The sequence below is a fragment of the Bernardetia aquimarina genome (assembly GCF_042180575.1).
Classification (GTDB): domain Bacteria; phylum Bacteroidota; class Bacteroidia; order Cytophagales; family Bernardetiaceae; genus Bernardetia.
On sequence record NZ_CP170094.1, the window covers coordinates 5,800,637 to 5,825,132 of the forward strand.

Annotated in this window: 16 protein-coding genes, 1 pseudogene and 1 CRISPR repeat array; of the genes and pseudogenes, 6 read left to right on the plus strand and 11 right to left on the minus strand. The window is 32.2% G+C overall.

Features of this window, described 5'->3' with window-relative positions; translation table 11 throughout:
- Complete coding sequence (locus ACE193_RS24925; RefSeq protein WP_375560901.1) at positions 1-4,824, plus strand: BspA family leucine-rich repeat surface protein; 4,824 nt, start codon at positions 1-3, stop codon at positions 4,822-4,824.
- 443 nt (positions 4,825-5,267) lie between these two features.
- Here the strand turns inward: ACE193_RS24925 and ACE193_RS24930 are convergent, their stop codons facing one another.
- Positions 5,268-6,548, minus strand: coding sequence for a S8 family serine peptidase (locus ACE193_RS24930; RefSeq protein WP_375560902.1), 1,281 nt, complete (start codon positions 6,546-6,548; stop codon positions 5,268-5,270).
- Between the two features lie 582 nt (positions 6,549-7,130).
- A complete protein-coding gene (locus ACE193_RS24935) occupies positions 7,131-7,349 on the minus strand; it encodes a PspC domain-containing protein (RefSeq protein WP_338765347.1) in 219 nt (72 codons plus the stop codon).
- A 360-nt stretch (positions 7,350-7,709) separates the two neighbouring features.
- On the opposite strand from ACE193_RS24935, the gene upp reads away from it, so the two are divergent.
- Positions 7,710-8,387, plus strand: a complete 678-nt coding sequence (upp, locus tag ACE193_RS24940) for a uracil phosphoribosyltransferase (RefSeq protein WP_375560903.1) — start codon at positions 7,710-7,712, stop codon at positions 8,385-8,387.
- Between the two features lie 19 nt (positions 8,388-8,406).
- Here the strand turns inward: upp and ACE193_RS24945 are convergent, their stop codons facing one another.
- Entirely contained in the window at positions 8,407-9,006 is a 600-nt protein-coding gene (locus ACE193_RS24945; RefSeq protein WP_375560904.1) for a hypothetical protein, read from the minus strand.
- Between the two features lie 334 nt (positions 9,007-9,340).
- Between ACE193_RS24945 and ACE193_RS24950 the strand changes: the two genes are divergently transcribed.
- The 4 genes from ACE193_RS24950 (at position 9,341) to ACE193_RS24965 (ending at position 16,013) form a co-directional block, all read left to right on the plus strand.
- On the plus strand, positions 9,341-9,790 hold the full coding sequence (locus tag ACE193_RS24950; protein WP_375560905.1) for a hypothetical protein: 450 nt from the start codon (positions 9,341-9,343) through the stop codon (positions 9,788-9,790).
- 198 nt (positions 9,791-9,988) lie between these two features.
- Positions 9,989-11,077, plus strand: coding sequence for an efflux RND transporter periplasmic adaptor subunit (locus tag ACE193_RS24955; protein ID WP_375560906.1), 1,089 nt, complete (start codon positions 9,989-9,991; stop codon positions 11,075-11,077).
- A gap of 229 nt (positions 11,078-11,306) precedes the next feature.
- A complete protein-coding gene (locus ACE193_RS24960) occupies positions 11,307-14,480 on the plus strand; it encodes an efflux RND transporter permease subunit (RefSeq protein ID WP_375560907.1) in 3,174 nt (1,057 codons plus the stop codon).
- Between the two features lie 87 nt (positions 14,481-14,567).
- Positions 14,568-16,013, plus strand: coding sequence for a TolC family protein (locus tag ACE193_RS24965; protein ID WP_375560908.1), 1,446 nt, complete (start codon positions 14,568-14,570; stop codon positions 16,011-16,013).
- Positions 16,014-16,122: 109 nt separating this feature from the next.
- Positions 16,123-17,412: a CRISPR direct-repeat array (repeat unit 30 nt; unit sequence GTTTCAATTCCAAAATGGGTACGATTAATT).
- A 246-nt stretch (positions 17,413-17,658) separates the two neighbouring features.
- On the opposite strand, the gene cas2 is transcribed toward ACE193_RS24965, so the two are convergent.
- From cas2 to cas5b, 8 genes and pseudogenes are all read right to left on the minus strand, one after another.
- Positions 17,659-17,874 (minus strand): CRISPR-associated endonuclease Cas2, encoded by a 216-nt coding sequence (cas2, locus tag ACE193_RS24970; protein WP_375560909.1) that lies wholly within the window; start codon positions 17,872-17,874, stop codon positions 17,659-17,661.
- Between the two features lie 153 nt (positions 17,875-18,027).
- On the minus strand, positions 18,028-19,044 hold the full coding sequence (cas1b, locus tag ACE193_RS24975) for a type I-B CRISPR-associated endonuclease Cas1b (protein ID WP_375560910.1): 1,017 nt from the start codon (positions 19,042-19,044) through the stop codon (positions 18,028-18,030).
- 102 nt (positions 19,045-19,146) lie between these two features.
- Complete coding sequence (gene cas4, locus ACE193_RS24980; protein WP_375560911.1) at positions 19,147-19,662, minus strand: CRISPR-associated protein Cas4; 516 nt, start codon at positions 19,660-19,662, stop codon at positions 19,147-19,149.
- A gap of 105 nt (positions 19,663-19,767) precedes the next feature.
- A complete protein-coding gene (cas3, locus tag ACE193_RS24985) occupies positions 19,768-22,446 on the minus strand; it encodes a CRISPR-associated helicase Cas3' (RefSeq protein WP_375560912.1) in 2,679 nt (892 codons plus the stop codon).
- Positions 22,447-22,448: 2 nt separating this feature from the next.
- Positions 22,449-23,015: pseudogene (locus ACE193_RS24990) on the minus strand (IS630 family transposase); the annotation flags it as partial.
- Between the two features lie 31 nt (positions 23,016-23,046).
- Positions 23,047-23,490 carry a helix-turn-helix domain-containing protein gene (locus ACE193_RS24995; RefSeq protein WP_375558679.1) on the minus strand — a complete coding sequence of 148 codons (444 nt, stop codon included), beginning with the start codon at positions 23,488-23,490 and terminating at the stop codon, positions 23,047-23,049.
- Between the two features lie 35 nt (positions 23,491-23,525).
- Entirely contained in the window at positions 23,526-23,675 is a 150-nt protein-coding gene (locus ACE193_RS25000; RefSeq protein WP_375560913.1) for a hypothetical protein, read from the minus strand.
- The gene (gene cas5b, locus ACE193_RS25005; protein WP_375560914.1) at positions 23,650-24,447 is read right to left on the minus strand and encodes a type I-B CRISPR-associated protein Cas5b; all 798 of its coding nucleotides are present in this window, start codon (positions 24,445-24,447) and stop codon (positions 23,650-23,652) included. Before cas5b ends, ACE193_RS25000 begins: the two co-directional genes overlap by 26 nt.
- Between the last annotated feature and the right edge of the window lie 49 nt (positions 24,448-24,496).

The window sequence follows — 24,496 nt, forward strand, 5'->3', positions numbered from 1 at the left end:
ATGAAAAAATTATATTCTACTTTTAGAAACCAAATCAAAACTATACTATTTGGTTTTTCTTTGCTCTTTACTCTGTTCTTTTTTAATTCGCATGTAGCACATGCTCAAGCCTTTCGTACTACTTGGGTTACTAATGATGGTACAATAAAAATTCCTACAAATAGTTCTAGTGGTATATACAATTACAGTATCACTTGGACAAATTTAAGTAATACAGGAGTAGGAAATGGCTCTGCTACTGGAAGAAGAGGTCAATATACTATTGTAGGACTTAGAAATGGAGATGTTTATGAAGTAGCTATTACAGGAAGTTTTCCTCATTTTCACATGAACAATGATAATAATCATAAAGAAAAACTGCAAACCATAGAAGCATGGGGGAATATAGCTTGGAGGAGTATGAGAGATGCTTTTTTCGGTTGTTCTAACCTTATTTACAATGCTACTGATGTTCCAAATCTTTCTAGAGTAAGTGACATAGGACGAATGTTTAGTGGATGTTCTGTATTTAATGCCGATATTGGAAACTGGAATACGAGTAATATCATAGATATGTTTGGTGTATTTGAGCAGGCTAGTTCTTTTAATCAACCTATTGATAACTGGAATACTCAAAGGGTAACTGATATGAGTTATATGTTTTTTGGAGCTACTTCCTTTAATCAACCTATTGGAAGTTGGAATACAGCTAATGTAACCAATATGCGATATATGTTCTGGGATGCCAGTTCTTTCAATCAGCCTATTGGAAATTGGAATACAGGTAACGTAAGAAATATGAGTAATATGTTTTTGCGTGCCTCTGTTTTTAACCAGCCTATTGGAAATTGGAATACAGGTAATGTAAGAGATATGCTTAGGATGTTTAGTAGAGCTGGTTCTTTTAATCAACCTATTGGAAATTGGAATACGGGTAATGTAAGAGACATGAGTGGTATGTTTTACGAAGCCACAGCTTTCAATCAAGACATTGGAAACTGGAACACTCAAAGGGTAACTGATATGCTTATGATGTTTATTAGAGCTACTTCTTTCAACCAGCCTATTGGGAACTGGAATATTAGTAATGTTACCACGATGGGAGCAATGCTAAATAACTCTGGACTAAATGCACTTAACTATGATTCTACACTTATAGGCTGGGCTTCTCAAAATGTACAAATAGATGTAAGACTAGGTGCTACTGGACTTACTTACTGTAATGGTGAATCAGCACGTAATATGCTCATTTCATCTCATAACTGGACGATTACAGGTGATTCAACAGTTGGAGCTTCAGTAAATAATATTACATTACCACAAAATCAATTTGATTTATGTCCAAATACACCTACTACTCTTGAAATAGATGCAAATGGAGTAGTAACTTGGTACGATTCTCCTACGAATCCTGTTTCTATTCATACAGGAAGTAGTTTTACAACTTCTATTCTGACACGAGATTCTACTTATTTTTATGTTCAAGATTCAGTTGCTGGCTGTGGGGTTAGCAATAGATTAGCCATATTGGTTACTACTTCATCCATGGAAAATATTACTCCACCTCAAAATCAGTTTGGAGTGTGTCTGAATGATACTACCGTTTTAGAAGTTAGTGGAAACGGAATAGTCTATTGGTACGATTCTCCTACAAGTAGTACACCTCTTCAAATAGGAAATAGCTTTACAACACCAGTTCTGACAGCAGATTCTACGTATTTCTATGCTTTTGATTCTATTGTAGGTTGTAATAATGAGAGGTTAGAACTTTTAGTAACTGCTTTGCAATCATTAAATGCAGTTAGCAAAACAAATTATACGACTTATTTAGATGCTAGTGGACAAGTGGAAATAGATGCAATTTTATTAGATAGTATTAGTTCAGCAGGTTGTGGTAATACGGTTGCTTCTTATCTTTATGATGATACAGGACTAGCTACTCGCTCTTTTTCTTGTATAGATTCTATTCAGAACGTAGTTTTGCGAGTAACAGATAATAATGGAAATACAGATACTTCATCTACAGTTGTTCACGTAAAAGACACTATTCCACCGACTTTCACTACACGAGTTGTACCTGTTCATTTTGGAGCTAGTAATCAAGCTGTTGTTCCAGCTAATTATTTTATCACAGCTTTGAGTGATAACTGTACAGATTCTACAGATATTTCTGTTGTCTTTAATCGCAATGGAAGAGATAGCGTAACACTCTACTGTGGTAGTAGTGCAATTAGAAACCTCCAATTAAGAGTTACTGATAGGGTAGGAAATGTGGTTATTCAACCTGTGGAGATTCGTCTTACTTCTTCTATTTATGATTTTAATGTAAATATTGTTGGAGGAGTTTTCCGTCCTGCTATTCCTACTACGATTACAGTGTTGGCAAATAATTATTCTTGCGCTCCCAAATCTGGTGAGCTAAAAGTTACTCTGCCTAGTAATGTAACTTATAATTCAGCTTCCATAACTCCAAATAGAATTGTAGGAAATGATTTGTTTTGGAATGTTACTGATTTGAATTATGATAGAAACTTTGTAGTTAGAGTTTCTGTAACTCCAGATATTAGCTTAAATATTGGCGACGAAGTTTGTTTTGCAGGACATATCACACCTGAAACGACTGATTATTATCGTGCAAATAATCTAAAACAATACTGTTTTCCAATCGTAAACTCCTACGACCCGAACGACAAACAAGTTTATCCACAAGGAATTTGTGATGAGAAATTTACGAAGCGTTCAGATTTGCCACTTACTTATACCATTCGTTTTCAAAATACAGGAAATGCACCTGCTTTGAATGTACGCATTGCAGATTCATTGAGTAGTTTATTAAATCGTCGTTCTTTGCGAGTTGTGGGAAGTAGCCATCCAATGGTTGTCGATACAACAGCAAATAATAATGTTATTAATTTTGTATTCGATAATATCAATTTGCCTGATAGCACAACCAGTCCAGAGCTAAGTCAAGGATATGTTATTTTTGAGCTTGATGAAATTGCAGCACATACAGATACGTCAAGAATTGAAAATAAATCGTATATTTATTTTGATACCAATGCTCCAATTATCACAAATACAGTCAAGAATACGATTGTTGATGTGTTGCCTCAATGTAATCCTACAACTCCAAATCCTCCGATTGCAGATTGTACATTACCAACTAATTTGAGTACAGAAATTCTGACTTCTACTAGAGTAAAATTATCGTGGACAACACCTTCAAATACAAATGCAGTTAATTATGAAGTGTTGAGAAATGGACAGCGACTTGCCACTATTCCAGCTTCGAATTTGTCTTATGTTGATTCAACATTGACAGCAAATACACAGTATAATTATTCTATAAAAGCTATTTGTGGAAATAATACAGCGACTTCAAATTCGGTTCAAGTTCGTACTCTTCCTGCTACTCCAACTTTGCTTTCTGTTATTGCAGCTTGTAAAGGAGAACGAGGAACAATCAATGTACAAAGTGCAGGTGCAACTTATAGAGTTTATGATTCTGAAACAGCATCTACACCACTTTTTGAAACTAATAATGCAAGTATCGAAACGCCTGTTTTGAATGACAGTACAACTTTTTATATTTCTGTTGTGATTAATGGACAAGAAAGTCAGCGTTTAGAAGCAGTTGTTCCAATCAAAGAAGTTTTTGAAGCAACCATCGAACAAGGAACTTTACTTGAAAGCTGTGCAACTGAATTTGTATTATCAGCTCAAGAAGTAGAGGGAGCAACTTACACATGGTTTAGAGAAAATGTTCAAGTAGGTACAGAAAGAACATTAACCACAACTTTCGAAGCTCGTTATAAAGTTAGAGTAATTAAAAATGATTGCTCTGATGAATCTGAATTTACGACTACTCGTTTTGTCGATGCTCCAACAGCAAGCATTGAGCAAGGAAATTCTGTTTCTTTCTGTGGAAGTGGAATATTAAATGCTCAAGATACAAGCGCAAATGTAACCTACGAATGGATTTTAAATGGTGCTACTATTGGAAATGGCACAAGTATTTCAGTTTCAGAATCAGGAACTTATACTTTGAAAGCTAGTCAGCCATCTTGTGCAGATAGTACAACAATCTCTGTTACAATCACAAATGCACCTACAAATATTGAGCTTACAGCAGATAAAACAGCGATTTGTACAAGCGAAGAAACTCTGCTTTCAGCAACAACTGGTACAAGTTTTACTTACAAATGGTTTAGAAATGATACTGTTATTTCAAATACTTCTGCAAGTTTTTCTACTTCTGAAATTGGAACATATAAAGTAGAAATAACGACAGCAGAGGGTTGTAAAGTAGAAACGAGCGAAGTAGAAATTACTCGTTTGCAAGTCAATCCAGCTATCATCAGAATCAATACAGAAAATGGCAAAGATAAAACGATTGATGTATCTTCTCAAGATGCGATTGATTCTGTAATGTGGTTTAAAGATGGTGTTGCAATTCCTTCTTTTGCAAATCAAATTCTGGTTACACCAACAGAAACAGGAAATTACAAAGCACAAGTAGTTTATGAAACAGGTTGTAGTTTTGAAACCGAAGAAAAAACATTTACAGTTGATGGTATAACAGGAATCGAAGAAGAGTCTACAAAAATCTTCACAATTTATCCAAATCCAAATAATGGTTCTTTCAAAGTAGAATTTGCAAGAACGACAAACCAAAAAACTAACCTTGTGTTGGTAGATGGATTAGGTAGAATTATTCATAGTCAAGAAATTGCTATGAATGAAAAAATAACTTCTATCAATCTTCCAAAAATAAGTGCAGGTGTTTATGTAGTACTGATTGTTTCGGAAGGAAAAGTCTATACAAAACAGTTGATTATTCAATAAAAAACTCTTTTTCTGATAATTACTATAATAAAACAGTCTTTTCATTGTGAGAAGACTGTTTTTTGCAAAAACTAATTTAAATAATTAACACTCTATAAATGAGGGCTTTTAACGTAGCTCAAGGAGTAATAATGAATTGTAAAATTAATTCATTGATTTTCAGTTGGTTATTGATTCAGAAATAGTGATTTATTTAATTTCTATTCCTAAGTTTAAAGGATGGAAATTATTACCAAATGAAAAATAAGGTAGAATAATGTTATAGTTAGAACTCTACAATGGATACTACTAAAAAGGAGAAGTTAGACATATTCAGACTCAAAATTTAGAAAGAGAAAGAAAAAGGTACGATGACTAAAAAAACCTATTCCAATTAAGAAATAGGTTTTTTCACTTCTATCTATCTATTCAATCAAGATTGACTTACTTGATTTTAATCTTCACTATTTTTTAGCAATTGGGTCAGCATTTCCATCTGGGTCATTCTGAACATTTCCTTGTGTATTAACTGTACCACCATTGATAAGTAAAATACCAGCTACGTGAGGTGTTGCCATTGAAGTACCACTGATTGTACGGTATCCACCACCAGTCCAAGTTGAAGTAATGCTTACACCAGGCGCACAAACATCAATTGGAGGATTGGCATAGTTTGAGAAACTCGCATAACGACTATTAACATCCATTGCAGAAACTGTTAAGATACGACTACCATTTGCACGTCCAGGAGAAACATTATTCGCATTTTGAGCTTCGTTTCCTGCTGCTAAAGCAAAATAAACACCTGCATTAGCTGCACTTTTTACAGCATTATCCAAAGTAGTAGAGCGTCCTCCACCAAGACTCATATTTGCTACATCATCAACATAAGCATTTGCTTTTACATAGTTTACTGCTGAAATCACAGCCGAATTTGAACCAGTACTTCCTGCAAATACACGACAAGAAACAAGAGTTGCTCCTGCTGCTACACCAACAACACCAATAGAGTTGTTTTTAGCTGCAATAGTACCTCCTACGTGTGTTCCGTGTCCATTTCCATCTTGAGTTCCAGAATATCCACTTACAAAAGAACGACTAAATTGAATATTAACTTTTAAGTCTGGGTGTGAACCATCAATTCCAGAATCAATAACCCAAGCCCAACGAGCTCCACCTGCATAGTTTCCATACCCTACACGAGAGATTCCCCAAGGAGTAGATTGTGCTTCTGTTCTTGAAACAGTATTTGTTTCACCTTTTCCATCGTCTGCAAAGCCATCAGAAATACGCATCACTTGATCTTGTTCTACATACTCTACACGAGGGTCATTTCCGATAGCTTTAATTTGTTCATCTGTAAATGTTCCAGCAAAACCTAAAAGCGCATCACCATAAACAAAATCAATAGCTTTTGGCTCTACACCAAATTCTGAGACCATTTTGTTTACAGCTTCTGTAAGTACTGTTTGTTTGACTTCAAAGTTTTTTAGGTTGGTAGCTCTATCTGCAACAGGTGCAACAGCTACTTTACCTAACTTTTGTCCAAAAGTACCATCTTTAAGTACAACAATAAATTGGTTTTTGATAAACTCTTCTGAGCCTTTCTTTTCATTGTCAAGAGTAGTCTGTTCTAACTCTGTAATTGCTTCATTTTGGAGTGCATCTTGACATCCAAAAAATGTTAGCGAACCTGCAAGGCTTAAGCCGAGGATAAATCTGTTTGAAAAATTGAATTTTGACATAATAATATTAGTTGTAAAGGGGATTAGACTTGTGTTATATTTTGCGTCTAAAACATTTGCAAGTAGATAATTTTGTGTCAGAAATCCAAATAGTACATGATATTTTGCCAACTATTACATCATTTTATCAAGGTATAATAGAAGAATATTAAGGTGTTGCTGTGTTGTTATATTTTGATTTTTTTTGATAAATATTGTTTTTGTTTTGATTTTTTAATAAAAATCAAAATTTTAAGCTGATTTTTGTGATAAATTCAAAATAGATTTAGATGTGTTATTTTTTTTGTAAATTTTTAAAAATATTTTTCTTGAGGCTTCTAAATTAGAAAAATGAAACACTTTTTTAGTTAAGTTAATTAACTATTTTGATTTTTAAGTAAAAAAAATAGGCTTAGAGCTTCTTAGAGCCTATTCCTATTTTTTAATGAGGTTATACAATACACAAAACATGATTTATAGACTGTTTTTTAGGTTTGAATAATCCTATTTTTCTTTGTTTTGTTCAATTTTGTTAAAAATGTCTTGACAAGAGTAATTTCTGTACTCAAACTATTTTTTTAGATTTAATCTATCCAATTTTGTTTATAAGCCTCTAATAATCTGTCTATATCTTCTTAGGTGTGCTTTCATTTTCATCCAAAAAGCAAGGACTAAATAAAGAAAAATAGGAGAGCCAAAAGTGATAAAAGAAACATATATGAAAGAAAGACGAATGCTTTCAGAAGAAATACCCAAACGTTCACCTATTTTAGCACATACTCCAAAGGCATTTTTTTCAAAGAAATAAAGTAGTTTTTTCATTATTTTATAAGTTTTAGGCATACTAGCTAGAGAAATGACAAACAAATACAAATAGTTTGTTATCAGTTTATTTAATAGAATTCTTATTTTACGTTACTTATTTCTCCTTTCTAAGGAATAGAAATCAAATAAATTGCTGTTTTAAAAAAAATAATGCACTGAAAATAAGTATTTTGAATCTGTAATTTCTTCTAAGCAGAGCTATTTTATTTTTTCTTAAAGTTATAAGAGTAAATTAACAAATTTTGTTTTTTAGAACACTTCTAAATTGTTTTGTTTAGAAAAACAGAATAAATCAAGTAATTTAGGTTTTTAAATAATTTTCAAGATTCAAAATAAAGATAATTTTATCCAAAAACAATGAATACAGTTTTTAGTCTTACTCAGCAGTCTTCTATTGCTCATTATTTTATGAATAATTTGAGAGATACCAATTTACAAGCTCACAGAGGAAATTTTCGTCAAAATCTAAAAAAAATAGGTTATTTACTAGCGTATGAAATTTCAAAACAACTTGACTACCAAGAGTATGTTTTGAAAACAGGATTAGGAGAAAAGAAAACTAAAAAACTAAGTGAGTTTCCTGTCTTGATTCCGATTTTGCGTGCAGGTCTTCCTCTTTATGATGGTTTTACAGAATTTTTTGAGCAGTCGGACAGTGGTTTTGTGGGGGCATATAGAGGAGAGTATAAGCAAGATTTACAAAACAAACTCAATCAATATGATTTTGATATAGACTTGCTTTATACAGCTTGTCCAAATTTGGAAAACAAAACGGTTATTTTGATTGACCCTATGCTTGCGACAGGAAAATCACTTATCAAAACTTACCAAGAGCTTTCAAAACAAAAAGGAATGCCGAAAGAATTGCATATTGCTTCTGTTATTGCAAGTGAGGAAGGAATAAAAAATGTACAAGAAGCATTGCCAAAAGCAAATTTATGGATTGGAGATATTGATGAAAAACTAGACAAAAAATCCTACATCATACCAGGGTTGGGAGATGCAGGAGATTTATCTTTTGGCGAAAAAGTCTAAAAGCAGTCCGATTTTTCGGCTAGTCAATGATTCCTTCATAATGAACAGCTACCAAAACATTTTGCTCAAAAGTAAAGAAGTAATAATTAGTTTCTTCCTCATCCATTACCACTACCACAACATTTTGTTGCATTCCTTCTTCGGTTTCTGAAAAACAACGCATAAAATCGCTTTTATTCATTCCCATAGAAAGACCTTTTCCAATAGATAAAGGTTCGAAACTAACTTTTGCTTCTAATAAAAGGTCTTTTTCATTGGCACGATAAAAACGTAAATGTGTTTTTTCTGTCGTAACTTCAATTACAGTATCAGTTTTTGAAGTATTATGAACATTTTTGATGGGAGTGCGATTTATTTTTGCATTTGGATAATAGGTTAGCCATTCATCAGCACTACGTTGGTGAAAAACCCAACTTGGCGAAATAAGCTCATCAATCAATGCAACTGTATCAACAGATTCAATGAGAGAAGGTGCATTTTCTTGTGTATTTTGTTTAAATTCAGTAGAGTTTTGGTTGGTTTCATCAAAATTCATTTGAGAAACACGAGCCTGCACAGAAGTAACTGTTGCATACGCAAACAGCACAAAAAAAAGTCTGACAGTCAGTAGATTAGACATAATAGAATAATAAAGTTAGAATAGGTTTGTTTTGAAATTAATACGATAAAGTTTGAATAAACGTTGCCTTTTTTCTTAATTTTATCTAAAAACTTACAAAGTTTTTATTTTATCTTATAAAAATTATACGTAGAATTTTTTATTTAAGAGCATATTTTTACTCTTTAGCTTGTTTAAAATAAATACAAGGAATTCAAAAAAATAATTTTTTCAAACAAAAAGGTGATTTTTACGTCTGGAGCTTGATTTAATGGAAATAATTCCTTACTTTACTCAAGAAAATAATTTCCATTTGTTTGATAGAATAAATAATTCTATATACATTTGCGACACAATGAAAAAACTTTTTCAAATATCGTTTGTCTTACTCTACCTTTTCCTTCTAAATGGAAACGGTTTTTTGTATGCCCATACAAATCAAGCAAACGAAACTACATCTTTAGAAAAGTTTTTTTCCAATATTGAGAATACAGAATCGTTAGATGCTACTTTTGACAATCAATTTGTCATTCCTACATTAGAAGCAGATTCATTTCCTAGTGGAAAAAAGAAAAGTAAACGCTTTAAATTTCGCTTTTTCGAAAAAGAAGAGAAAGAAAAAGAAGACAAACAAGATTCTTTAGAAAAGTCTTCGCAAGGTAGTTTTGCTTTTGCTTCTATATTTAATATTCCATTATTTGCTAGATTCTATGATTATGATAGAAACTATCTTTATGTAAGTGAAAGTCTCAATTATTTCTTATTTCATAAATGCTATATTCTGTTCCAAGTGTTCAGATTATAATGCCTTCTCTCCCTCATTTTAGGTTTTTTCAAATAAACCTATCTCTGTATAATATCAGCTTTTTTATAATTTTTTGCATTTACTAAAATCTACGCCTTTTTCTGTACAGGTTTGATTGTTAGGTGATTGTATATGGATTTTGCTGTTTATACTATTTTTTTAGGCATTTTATATTACTATTTATTTAAAGAAATAATCATGAACAAGATATTACTTGGACTTATGAGCTTGTGTGTACTTTTATTTTATACAAGCTGTGAATCCCATCAAGAAACTAAACACGAAGAAGAAATAACTTTTTTGGTTACGAATCCTATTAAAATGGATACTTCGGTCATCAAAAATTATGTTTGTCAAATCCACGCCATACGTCATATCGAACTTAGAGCCTTAGAAAGAGGCTATCTACAAAATACGTATGTAGATGAAGGTCAGAAAATTAAAGAAGGACAAGCAATGTTTCAAATTATGCCTATGCTTTATGAAGCAGAAACTAGAAAGGCACAAGCAGAGGCTGATTTTGCATTAATTGAATATAAAAATACCAAAAGACTAGCCGATAGTTCTATTGTTGCACCTAACGAACTTGCTTTAGCAAAAGCTAAACTAGATAAAGCACTTGCAGAATTATCCCTTGCACAGGTTCACTTAGGTTTTACCAAAATTACTGCGCCATTTGAAGGGATTATGGATAGGTTACAAGTAAGACAAGGAAGTCTTTTAGAAGAAGGAGAGCTATTAACAACCCTTTCAGATAATAGCACGATGTGGATTTATTTTAATGTTCCTGAATATGAATACTTGGAATATAAAGAACACGAAAAAAAGGACAGTTTGATGAAAGTGAATTTGTTAATGGCAAATAATAAACTATTTAATGAAATAGGATATGTAAAGGCTATTGAAGCTGATTTCAACAATGAAACAGGTAATATTGCTTTTAGAGCTACTTTCCCAAATCCAAATGGATTATTAAGACATGGAGAAACAGGAAATATCCAAATGACAGTACCTTTCAAAAATGCGATTATTATCCCACAAAAAGCGACGTTTGAGATTTTGGAGAAAAAATATGTCTTTGTTGTGGATAAAGAAAATGTAGTTCATCAGAGAGAAATAGTAGTAGCTGGAGAACTCCCAGATTTGTATGTTATTCAAGCAGGACTCAAAGAAGACGAAAAAATACTACTTGAAGGAATTCGAAAGGTGAAAAATAATGATAAGATAGAATTTGAATACAAAGACCCTAAAGAAGTACTAGATACTTTGGAAGTCTATGTAGAGTAAAATAAACAATTATAAATTACGAATTAAGAATTACGAATGTAATCTTGTAATAAGTGATTTATAATTTAAACGATTTTACAAACTCTTATCAAAAAATATCGCATTAGGAATAGAATTAAATAAAGGAAGTAGTTTTAAATCCTAAACTGTTCATTATGAATATATTATGTTCGTAATTTTTAATTCGTAATTGCTTCTTAAATCATTCATTTTTCAAACTACAAATAAAATGTTCGAACAATTCTTAAAAAGACCTGTGCTTGCTATTGTGCTTTCACTTGTCATCATATTCTTGGGTGTAATGTCCATTTATACCCTCCCAACTTCTCAATTTCCATCTATTGCACCTCCTATGGTAATGGTTTCGGCTTCTTACCCAGGGGCAAGTGCCAAAACGCTGACTGAATCAGTTATTATTCCCTTAGAGCAAGCCATTAACGGAGCTTGGGGAATGCGCTACATGAAATCTGATGCAACTAGCGCAGGAGAAGCAAATATTCAAATCGTTTTCGAACCTGGAAGCGATCCCAATCAAGCCTTAGTTCAGATTTCAAACCGTGTAGAACAAGTCCGAAATCGACTTCCTGAGCTTGTTCAGCGTGAAGGTGTAATTATTACACCCATGATGCCGAGTATGTTGATGTACGTAAATCTTTACAGTACCGACAAAAATGCAAACATGAAATTTCTTTTTAATTATGCAGGTGTAAATATGTTACCCGAATTGCAGCGTATTGAGGGGATTGGACAGGCAAGGATATTGGGTAGTCGTCAGTATGCAATGCGTATCTGGCTCAATCCAGAACGGATGAGAGCCTATAAAATTTCGCCTGATGAAGTAATGGAAGCACTTGAAGAACAAAGTGTAATTGGTAAAGCTGGCCGTATCGGTCGTGGAGATGGACAACGTGCAGAAGCTCTTGAATATGTTTTGGCGTATTCAGATAGGTTAAATGATGAAAAAGAATATGGCGATGTAATCATAAAAGCCAATTCTGAAGGCGAAATTTTGCGATTAAAAGATATTGCTACGGTAGCTTTAGGAAGTGAATATTACGATATTTATTCTAATATTAATGGTTATCCTTCGGCTGCGATTGTTTTGAAACAAACCTACGGTAGTAATGCAAGCGCAGTTATTGAAGATGTGAAAATTCAATTAGAAGAACTCAAAAAAACATTTCCACCTGGGATGGAATATGAAATTAGTTACGATGTTTCTAGTTTTTTAGATGCTTCTACCGAAAATGTTGTGCATACGCTTAGAGATGCTTTTATTTTGGTGGCATTGGTGGTATTTATATTTTTGGGCGATTGGCGTTCGACGCTTATTCCTACTTTGGCTGTTCCAATTTCACTTATTGGTGCATTTATTTTTATGCAACTCTTCGGACTTACCATCAACATGATTACGCTTTTTGCACTTGTTTTGGCTATTGGTATTGTTGTCGATGATGCCATTGTCGTGGTGGAAGCTGTTCATGCCAAAATGGAAGAGGAAAATTGCTCTCCTTATGTAGCTGTTCATAAAGTACTAAAAGAAATTAGTGGAGCAGTTATCGCCATTACCTTGCTCATGACGGCTGTATTTGTTCCTATTGCGTTCATGACAGGACCTGTGGGAGTATTTTATAGACAGTTTTCTATTACTATGGCAAGTTCAATCGTACTTTCTGGACTTGTAGCTCTTACACTTACGCCTGTTTTGTGTGCTATGATTTTGAAAAATAATCATGGCAAAAAACGCAAAAAAACATGGCTAAATAGAGGTTTAGATGCCTTTAACAGAGGTTTTGAAAGAATGACAAATGTTTATGTAGGTTTATTAAAAAGAATTGCCCACAGAAGATTAGTTACTGTTATTTTATGGATTGCTTTTGCTGGTGGTATTTATGGAATTGCTACCAACCTACCTTCTGGATTTATTCCTAGTGAAGACCAAGGAATGATTTATGCCATTATCCAAACTCCCCCTGGTTCTACGTTGGAGCGTACTAATGATATTGCACGTCAGTTGCAAGAACTCATGAAAGAAGTAGATGCCATTCAGTCAGTTTCTACGATTACAGGCTATGAAGTCTTGACAGAAGGACGTGGTTCGAATGCTGCAACCTGTCTAATTAACTTAAAACCGTGGTCAGAAAGACATCATACAGTTAATGAGGTTATTCATGAATTAGAAGAACTATCAACAGCTATTCCAGGGGCAACGATTGAATTTTTTGACCCTCCAGCCGTTCCGGGATATGGTGCAGCAGGTGGTTTTGCGCTCCAACTTTTGGATAAAGCAAATACAGGAGATTACGAATTACTTGAAAGAGTAACAAATGATTTTATGGAAAAACTAGAAAAACGCAAAGAATTATCAGGTGTATTTACGTTTTATAGTGCCAATTATCCACAATACGAAATTGAAATTGATAATCAATTAGCCATGCAAAAAGGTGTTACGATTGGAAATGCTATGAATACACTTTCGGTTTTTGTAGGTAGTACGTATGAGCAAGGCTTTATCAAATACCAACGTTTTTTTAAAGTATTTGTACAGGCTTCCCCAGAATTTAGAAAATTACCAGAAGATGTTTTGAATCTATGGGTCAAAAATGATGTCGGAGAAATGGTGCCAATGTCTGCCTTTATGAAAATTCATAAAACGCAGGGAGCAAACGAAATCAACCGTTATAATATGTACACTTCGGCTGGTTTTAGTGGTGTTCCTGCAAAAGGATACAGTAGTGGAGAAGCGATTGATGCCATACGAGAAGAAGCCAAATCATTACCAAATGGTTTTGATATTGATTGGGCTGCTCTTTCTTATGACGAAGCACGACGTGGAAATGAAGCTATTTATGTTTTTATTGTTGTTTTGGTTTTTGTTTATTTTGTTTTGGCAGCGCAATATGAGAGTTTTATTATCCCATTAGCTGTTATTTTCTCGTTACCTGCTGGTGTTTTTGGTTCGTTTTTACTTGTCAAATCAATGGGGCTTGCTAATGATATTTATGCACAAGTAGGACTGGTGATGCTCGTCGGTCTTTTAGGAAAGAATGCTGTTTTGATTGTAGAATTTGCCGTACAAAAACAACAACAAGGTTTTACAGTCTTGGAAGCTGCCATTGAAGGAGCAAAGGTTCGTTTCAGACCTATTTTGATGACTTCTTTTGCCTTTATTGCTGGTCTTATTCCTCTTGTTTTGGCACATGGTGCAGGTGCGATTGGTAACAAAACCATTGGAGCTTCTGCGCTTGGAGGAATGCTTTTCGGTACTATCTTCGGAGTAATTATCGTTCCAGGGTTGTATTATATTTTCGGTTCGATGGCAGGAAAACATCTTATTAAAGATGAAGATGAAACGCCTTTGACAGAAGATAAACATGCAATGGATAATCCTCACGTTTTATAATTTATTCCCTTTTTTTGGTTCAAGCGTCGACGCTTGAACCAAAAAAATATAACATATTTTATCCAAAAAATAAAAATATCAAAAATCATGTTCAAGATAAAAAAATATAAACTCTATAATTATCTAGCACTACTTTGTATTTGCTCGTTTTTTACGGCTTGTTCTATTCCGACTTTGGTAAATAGAAACGCAAATTCGAAAACGCCCACTAATTATACAAATCAAATTGACTCTACTAATTCTGCCAAAATGAATTGGAAGCAGTATTTTAATGACCAAAATTTGATTGCGCTCATTGATACAGCACTCAAAAATAATCAAGAATTAAATATTACACTTCAAGAAATTCAGATTGCAAATAATGAAGTCCGAATTAGAAAAGGAGAGTATTTACCTTTTATGGATATTGCAGCAGGTGCAGGAGTCGAAAAACCTAGTCGTTTTACGAGTAAAGGTGCAAGTGATGCCATTACAGAAATTGAGGACGGAAGAAAAACACCTGACCCTTTGCAAGATTATATGATAGGAGCGTATGCAAGTTGGGAAGTTGATATTTGGAAAAAGCTACGAAATGCCAAAAAATCAGCCTATTTCAACTATTTATCTTCTATCGAAGGACGTAATTTTTTAATAACAAATATCATTGCTGAAATAGCTAATTCTTATTATGAGCTTTTAGCTTTTGATAATCAATTAGCCATTATCAATCAAAACATTGAAATTCAAAGTAATGCCCTACGAATTGTCCGTATTCAAAAACAATCTGGTAGAGTTACCGAACTAGCAGTCAAGCGTTTTGAAGCACAATTATTAAATACAAAAAGTTTGCAGTTTGATATTCTTCAAGATATTACTGTTACAGAAAATAAAATTAACTTTTTATTAGGTCGTTATCCTCAACCTATTCAAAGAAATTCGGATAGTTTTATGACCTTTATTCCACAAGAAGTTTCGGCAGGTATTCCTTCACAACTTTTAGGAAACCGTCCAGATATAAAACAAGCAGAATTGAGATTAGCAGCTACAAAACTAGATATTGCTGTTGCAAAAGCTAATTTTTATCCTTCTTTACGTCTTACGGCTGGTTTGGGATTGCGTGCTTTCAATCCTACTTTTTTGGTAAAAGCCCCTGAATCTATTTTATATTCATTGGCTGGAGATTTGGCAGCCCCTCTTATCAATAGAAATGCTATTAAAGCAAATTATTTGACAGCCAACTCAAAGCAAATTCAAGCTATTTATGAGTATGAAAGAACAATTCTGAATGGTTATTTGGAAGTTACTAATCAGTTGTCGTATATCAATAATTTACAACAAAAATATGATTTAGAAGTAGAACAAGTGGCAGCATTAAATCAAGCAACTATTATTTCAAATGACCTTTTTCAAGCTACTAGAGCCGATTATATGGAGGTTCTTCTTACACAGCGTGATGTTTTGGAAGCACGAGTAGAACTTATCGAAACCAAAATGCAACAAATGAATGCTGTTGTGAATGTATATCGTGCACTTGGTGGTGGTTGGAATGAGTAAAAAAATGTAACTGACATTTTCCAATCTATCGTTTAAAAAATCAAAAACTTGTCTTATAATTTGTTTATAAGGCAAGTTTTTGTTTTAAATTGAAACTTCTATTTTAGAAGTTTCAATTCCAAAATGGGTACGATTAATTTTCTGATGAAGTTCTTGTTTCTGAAGATATAGACTTGTTTCAATTCCAAAATGGGTACGATTAATTCTTTTTTCTTTGTCTATCCAAAGACGAATCACGTTTGTTTCAATTCCAAAATGGGTACGATTAATTAAAGAATGCACCATAAGAGCAGACAAAAAAAACAGAGTTTCAATTCCAAAATGGGTACGATTAATTTCTGTTTCTTGTTTTGGTTCTTCCTTTGAATCAGAAGTTTCAATTCCAAAATGGGTACGATTAATTTACAACAATATTTCATTACACTTATTAAGCAAGTCAATGTTTCAATTCCAAAATGGGTACGATTAATTAATATCAAATCATCAAAATATAGCTTTAGTTTTATTTGTTTCAATTCCAAAATGGGTACGATTAATTAAAGAATGCACCATAAGAGCAGACAAAAAAAACAGAGTTTCAATTCCAAAATGGGTACGATTAATTTCTGTTTCTTGTTTTGGTTCTTCCTTTGAATCAGAAGTTTCAATTCCAAAATGGGTACGATTAATTAAAGCAAAAAATTTAACTGGTTGGCTTAATCGTTTGGTTTCAATTCCAAAATGGGTACGATTAATTGGGTAAATCAATTCTCTTTTGAGAGAAAACCTAAAATGTTTCAATTCCAAAATGGGTACGATTAATTAAAGAATGCACCATAAGAGCAGACAAAAAAAACAGAGTTTCAATTCCAAAATGGGTACGATTAATTAATTTCTTTACCTCTTCATTTGTTTCTTCAAATTTTGTTTCAATTCCAAAATGGGTACGATTAATTATGATGATTATTTGCAACTCTAGTACGTTCAGCCAAGTTTCAATTCCAAAATGGGTACGATTAATTATTGCGCTGTAAATAGTGAAGGAGCTGCTGCAAGTAAGTTTCAATTCCAAAATGGGTACGATTAATTACTACCAATTTAGGGAATGAGTTTGTTTTAGGACAAGTTTCAATTCCAAAATGGGTACGATTAATTATTGCGCTGTAAATAGTGAAGGAGCTGCTGCAAGTAAGTTTCAATTCCAAAATGGGTACGATTAATTTTTCCTAGCCCATGCTAAACGAGGGTTTAGTGTTTCGTTTCAATTCCAAAATGGGTACGATTAATTATGATAAGTTTGCTGCAGGGGAAACTTATATTCTTTCGTTTCAATTCCAAAATGGGTACGATTAATTCCCTTTTGGCGTGTATTACGGTACTTGCTGCTTTTGTTTCAATTCCAAAATGGGTACGATTAATTCCGTTACAATTTCAGAAAAAAAATCGGTTTCTACAATAGAAACAAACTTTTTATTTTGAAAAAATAACGATTTTGTCGTCGCTCTCCAGTAGTACGAAAACCCCTAGAGTACGACGACATACTTAAAGCTCTAAAAATCAACTACTTATGATTTTTATAAGGCTTTTTACTATTTCAAAGAACATTTTTTTCGTACTTAGACGACTTCACCAGCTCACAGAACCCAAGAAGGCACTTTTCGAAAATCTATAAAAAATCATCTAAAGGATTGCGTTCTACTCCAATTACCTCCCTATTCATCTCAATTTTCATGCGATGTTTGAAGATAATTACACTATCGTAATCCTCGTCCATAATCGTTTTCATTTTTGCAGAAAGTTCCCTCAGTCTAGGTGGACTTATTTCGCCCTCAAAAACAGAGTTCTGAATCCAATTCAAATACTGCCGACAAAGTTTGAGCATTTTGCCCACCCTTTTTGAATCCATATCATAAATCAAAATTACATACATAAGTAGTCACTTTAAAAATAGTAAAGCACAATAATTTTTTTACAAAACAAGTTTTGCCTGATAACTGATAACTGATAACTGATAACTGATAACTGATAACTGTTCCTACCACTGTGATTTGAATGGTTTGTATTCCGAGTCAATTCCTGTAACATACTTCATCAACTTTCTTGCTTCCAAAACAAGTAAAGTGCGCTTACTTACCTTCTGTTTTAGTGAACGATGCTTCAAAGTTTCCTTCATCATATCTCTATATGCTCTCAAAAAAACTTCATTTCCTTTTTCGTTGAGCATACACATAGTTCCTTCTTTTCTGAAATGTTTTGACTGAATCATTTTTTTATTGAAAAGCTCAAAAATTAATCTATCTACCAAAAAAGGTTTGAAAATTTCTGATAAATCTAACGCCAAAGAATTGCGTCTAGCACTAGGAGAATGCAAATAACTAACTGTATTGTTGAGTGTGCTTTCATAAATAGCATTCATACACGTTGTATAAAGCAACATATTTCCATAAGAAATGAGCGCATTTACTTCATTATGAGGAGGTTGTTTGCTGCGCTTTTCAAATTTGAAATCATTGATAATATAATCAAAAGCAGAATAATAATTGATTCGTGCATTACCTTCCAAACCCATCAACATCTGAATAGTCGTAGCCTTGGGAACTTCTTCTAAATAATGTTCCAGTTTTTCTATAATTGAGGAATCAAAGTTGTTTTTTCTATTTTCATAATACTTCAAAACAACACGCATATTATGAATTGCTCCCAAAACAAACTGTTTTGCAATCGTCATTCGTTTTTCATTGTCTAAATAAAATTTGGCTTGTTGAACGTGTACAAACCCAGATTGATATTTTTCTTTTGGATAAAATGAACCTGCATAATTAGAATAATAATCGAAGAAGTGAACACTTATGCCATGTCTATTCAAAAACATATACAAATTGTTGTTTGCCTCCAAATTATTAGAAAAAACATAGATAGAAGATAGATTTGTAATAGGCAAAAATTTTTTCTTGCCTTCATTTCCCTCTTCATCAATAGGCGTAAAGACGATAGTTTGGTCTTGACGTGCCAATCTTCCAGAGGTCATAATATAGGTTTCTTGTTTGCTCATAAGTGGTGTAGTTAATTTGTAATTGTTGTTTTTATTGAATTAAAAAAGGAGTAGTTTTTCTGTATTTTATTCCGTAATTTTTAATTCGTAATTCGTAATTGTTTATTCTTCTTCTTCAATATAACAGAGTTCGTAATAAGCACATTTTTTACAAAAAGGCTTTTTTATTGTATCTGGGCAGCTTTTTTGATTTATAATTTCTCTAGCTTTCAAAAAAATAGATTCTAATTCCTGTCTATTTTCATCGGTCAAAGCTTCGATTTTCACACGTTTACGTAGCTTTGGGTATTCCAAAATTCCTGTAGGATTTTCTATTCCATTTTGTTCCAATAAATAGAGATAATACCGAACCTGTAACAGATGTGCTTCTTCCATTTTGTCGGACTGTTTGGTTTCATGAACTATCTTATTTTTGGAATCGTAAAAATCAATTTTAGCAATACCCAAATCCAGTTCATTATTTTTGGCTGCACGTTGTGGATAACTATATTCGTGCGTCAGTTTTCCTTCAAAGACAGCATCAGAAGTTTGTTCCATCGTAATCTGCCGAGAAAAAAGCCACAACTTTCGATGACAAATTTTGTAGTAATTGAGTTGGGTGGGTGTGAGTGGGTGCATTTTGTTTTTTTTTGTTGTATTGTCATTCTGAACGAAGTGAAGAATCTAATACGTATGTGTTTTAGATTCCTCACAAGTTCGGAATGACAAGAAAAGAATAGCATACTATAGAAAAAATCCTTCTCCATCATTCACTTTCTGCATATCTAATCCATTTTCATAACTATAGACTTCTTCCCAGTTAGAAAAATAATAAATTCCAAAGCCTTTGTAATCTTTAAAATCTTCTCCATTATCAAAATGAGATTTTAGTTTTTCTATTTGATTTGAAAAAGCAGAAAACATGAATTTTGATAGAATGCCATAGATTTGCTTAAAAAGCACTTGATTTTCTATATAGTTTTGTCGTTGTTTTTTATCTTGATTTGTTTTACTCAAAATTTCTACATATTTATTCCAAACTTCCTCTCCATTTATATAATTTTGTTCATTTCTAATTTCTTCATTGATTTCAAAATAAGAAATGACTTTTAAATCTTCTTCTGAAAAATACTCTTTTGGAATAGGAAGAGGAACAAAAATGCTTTCATTTTCTTGTTCGATAAGACGAAAATCATGATTAATAGAATGAAAATTGAAACGCTTAAAATGATCTAAGTAATCTGATAAATTTTGTATCGAATCATTCGTATTATTTTTAATAATTTCAGATTTTACTTTGTCATAGAAATCAGTATCAAAATTTTTGGATTGTAAGATAGCTTTATAATCTTCTATATTGTTTTTATTCATTGCTTCTACATCTAAGCGTTTGTCTTCTTTGTAAATAAAGGATTCTGAATCAAAATCAAACATAAAAACTTTACAATTCTTTTTACTTGCATTTCGGTTTACTCTTCCTGCCAACTGCTCGTCGCTATCAATTAGAGAACGGTCTTTAAAACCCAAATCCATATCTATATCTACACCAGCTTCTACTACTTGTGTCGTAATTAAAATGACTTTTTTATCTTTATTTTCTTTTATTGCCTTTATAATTTCTCTTCTTCTTGGGTCTAGTATTTCTCCAGAAATTAAGTAAAGCGTATAATCTTCAAAATTTTCATTCTCTTGAAGAGATTTTAAGAATTTAGTAGCCGTTTTTTTTGTAATAAATTCAACTAAAGTTCTGACAGAATCAGAATTAGCTTCTGCATATTTTTCACTTTCTTGGATTATTTTTTCTACTAAATTTTGCAAATAAGTTTCTTTCGTTTCCTCATCTCCTCTTTTTGGTTTTTTCCAATTATCTAGCATACTAAAATCAAACTCTACCCTACCAGAAAAATTAGGATTTTGAAAAAACTGTGTTTTATTTTCAGAGCTAATCAAGTGAGTTACTTTTCCACGCATTTCTGAATTTTCATCTAAAAGCTCATCAATTTTTGGAAGTGTAGCCGACATCAAAATAATTTTCATATTGAAAAGACGAGCATAATTACTCAAAAAGAAAACTACTTTATCCCAGTGTTTTGGATTATAGGTTTGTAATTCATCTATAATGACAATAGAGTTCGCTAAACGATGAAAAACATAATTACTTTCTTTGCCATTTCCTGTCAAAATATCAAAAAAATTGATATGTGTGAGAAGTGTAATTGGATAATTAATGAAATGATTTGATATAAAATTCATTCTATTTTTACCATAATTTCCATCATTGTCTTCTTCGTTTGGCTGATGAAAACCTGATTTAGAATGTAATTGAATTATGTCTTTATTTTCAATATCTAATGTTTTCTTTATAACATCAAAAGTTTGTGTGATGAGTGTAGTAAAAGGAAAAACATAGAATATTTTATTGAGTTGCTCATTTTTTTCTAGTAGTTCTGTTGCTAGAGCGAGAGAAATATTTGTTTTTCCTCCACCAGTAGGAGCTTCTAAATAAAATAGATTAGCAGCTGGATTATTTCGAATGGTTGTAAGAGCTTCTGCTGCTAATTTTTGACGTAGTTTATTTAGATTAGAATTGTTTTGTTCTCGCAAACTCTCAAAAGAAACATTTTTTAATTCTTCTGTTTTTTCAAAAAGAGCTTTATTATATTTCTCAGTAGTTTTGAAATTTTGAATGATTTTTTCTCTTATTATTTTATCTATTGTTCCAAAATCATTGGCTTTCAAAGTCAATTTTTCATCACTATTTCCATTTGTGTAATCAAAAGTAGCGTAATAATCTGATGCAGTTAAAAGAGAAAAACTTAGCTTGGTTAATGCAAATAGATTGAATAAATTATAAGAGTGACTGTTTTTTTCTATTCTATTAAAAATATCATTCAAGAGTGTTTCTTTAAAGAGGTTTTCTAATGGTATTTTAGAACTAATTTTGAATTGTTTTATAAAGTCTTTCAAATTGAGATACTCATCTTCATTAAAAGGGATTTTATCAAAATTCAAATGTTTAGAATGATGTTTGAAAATAGATGAAGCAAAAAGAAAAATGGTAGTCCAAACGAAAGGTAAATCATTTTTCGAAACAGCCTCAAAACTTTCGTCAAGATGCCAATGAATAAAAATATAAGCACTCAAACTAGAATGATTAGAGCCTATTTTTAACTTTCTATTTTGTTTGAAATGAATAGTATTTTTCATTTTACTCACTTGAAAATTTGGATTTACCTTCCCATAGTCATGAAAAATAATACTTCTAACAAAAAGTGTTTTGATAAAATTTCCTACTAATTTTTTATCAGAAAAAATAGTTGATTGTGCAACTGTATCTATCATTTCATCTACAATAGAATCCAAATTTTGAACCTTTGAAATCAGTAAAAAATAGTCATTTACTTTATTTAAGTAGTTAGACATAATTATCGTAACAATTTTCCTTTATATATAGTAAAATCAATTTTATACTTTTTACTATTGTATTTTTTTAGAATATTTTTTACAGCTTGATGTAAGTCTTCTTTACTCGTGAAATCTTGAGGTCTTAACCACTCTATTTTGATTTTTCTCCATAGTGTTTCTATGGGATTCAAATGTGGACTGTAAGAAGGTAAGTAGAAAATAAGTACTCCTTTCTCTTCCCATTCCTCTATTTTCTCTTCTATTTCTTTAGAAATATGCCAAGGTCCATTATCTAACACTAGAACAGTCGTTTTTTCAATTGTTTCTACAAACTGATCTATACAATCAATGATAACTTTAGAATTAATGTTTTGGGTGCTTACAAAACTGCTTAGTTCTCCACGCAAGTTAAGCAATCCAAATACATTTAAATTACCTCCCTTACTACTTTTAATGCCTACTTGTTCTCCTATTCTACACCAACCATAAGGAACATTGGGTTCTAAATTGAAGGAAGACTCATCACAAAAACGCAAATCTATACAGCCTGCTAAAAATAAAAGAATGAGAAATTCTAAACTACGTTTTTTTTCTTCATATACAACAGGGTCAGGTTTCTTAACAGTTACTTTTCTGAAGCGTTTCCAACACCATTTTTTTTTTAAGCAACCTTTTTAAAGTCTTGACTGACATAGATTTACCCAATTCCTCTTCCAATTGAGAAACAACTACTTTCAAACTTTGAGGACTGGCTTCAACTAGAGATTCTACTTTATTCATTTCTTCTTCATTATCTATACGAAGAATAGGGCGACGACCTTGTCCTTTACTCGTCTCTAATCCTGCTATGCCCTCTTTTTCATACCGATTAAACCAACGAATAACTAATTGGCGAGTAACTTGATAAAAATCCATTATCTCACTAACCTTTTTTCCTTGATGGCTTAAAAGAATGTAATGACAACGAGTACGGAAAGTTGATGATTTACCTTCTTTCCAACCTTGCTCTAAGGAAGATACTTCCTCTATACTCAAACTAATAAAACGTTTTTTTCCTCTCATAAAACAAAGATAAAAAAAATATTTAATAATTTTGTCTAACTACTTATATGTTCTAACAAAGTTTCAGGAAGTTGTTTTTCTATTTTTGTAGTGTGTGCTAAATAGTTTTCATAATTTTCTAAGAAAACAGATATAGAAGTAGAGTTATGAACTATGCTTTCAAAAGAGTTGTACGACTTTTTCATTGGGTAATTGGTAAAGATTATCTATTGAATAATTTTGTTGTAAAAGCCAATCTGTATAAGCAAATGATTTGAATTCATATTGCATCAAAACAGAATCGTAACCCACAGGTAAGTTTTCGAAGAATACAAAACTGTTTCCTTCCTTCGCAAAAGCTAACTCCATAGCATCAAATTCTTTTGTGTTGCCTTTTACACTTACTTTTTTTAAGAATAATGTAGCTAGTTCGAAAGATGAATCGGTTTTATCAAATACTTTAGGTTTGTCATAATCTTGAAAATTATCCCACCAAATAGAGAAATCATTTTTTCCTAAGTAAGGCAAATATTCAGCTTTGTTATTTTCCAAATTATCATAAAGTTGCTTTTCTAAATCACTTTCTAAATTCAGAATTAAAAAACAGCGATAACTTGGTTTTATTAAAGTTTGTTCATCTATTATTAGATTACCTCCTATTTCTTTACTTGCATAACCGACTCCATTATTATAGCGAATAACTGTTTTGGAATAATTCCCTTTTTCCTCTTCTAAAGGTTGTATTCCTACTTTTAGATGATTCAATTTTTCGTAATATTCAGGTATGTATGCACGTTTCTGTTTTTTGCTAGTTTCTAAAATAGTTTTAAAACCTTTTAATCCGATAATTGCTCCCAAAATTCCTAATAAAGCAGGTTTATGAAGCATATTGTAAGTAATATAGATAGGCTCATTACTATCAGGTTTCTTTAAAAAGCCAAAATCAGCTTTTATATCGAATGAGATTAATTTGTTCATGTTTTTTTTATTTTATATTGTCATTCTGAACGAAGTGAAGAATCTAATA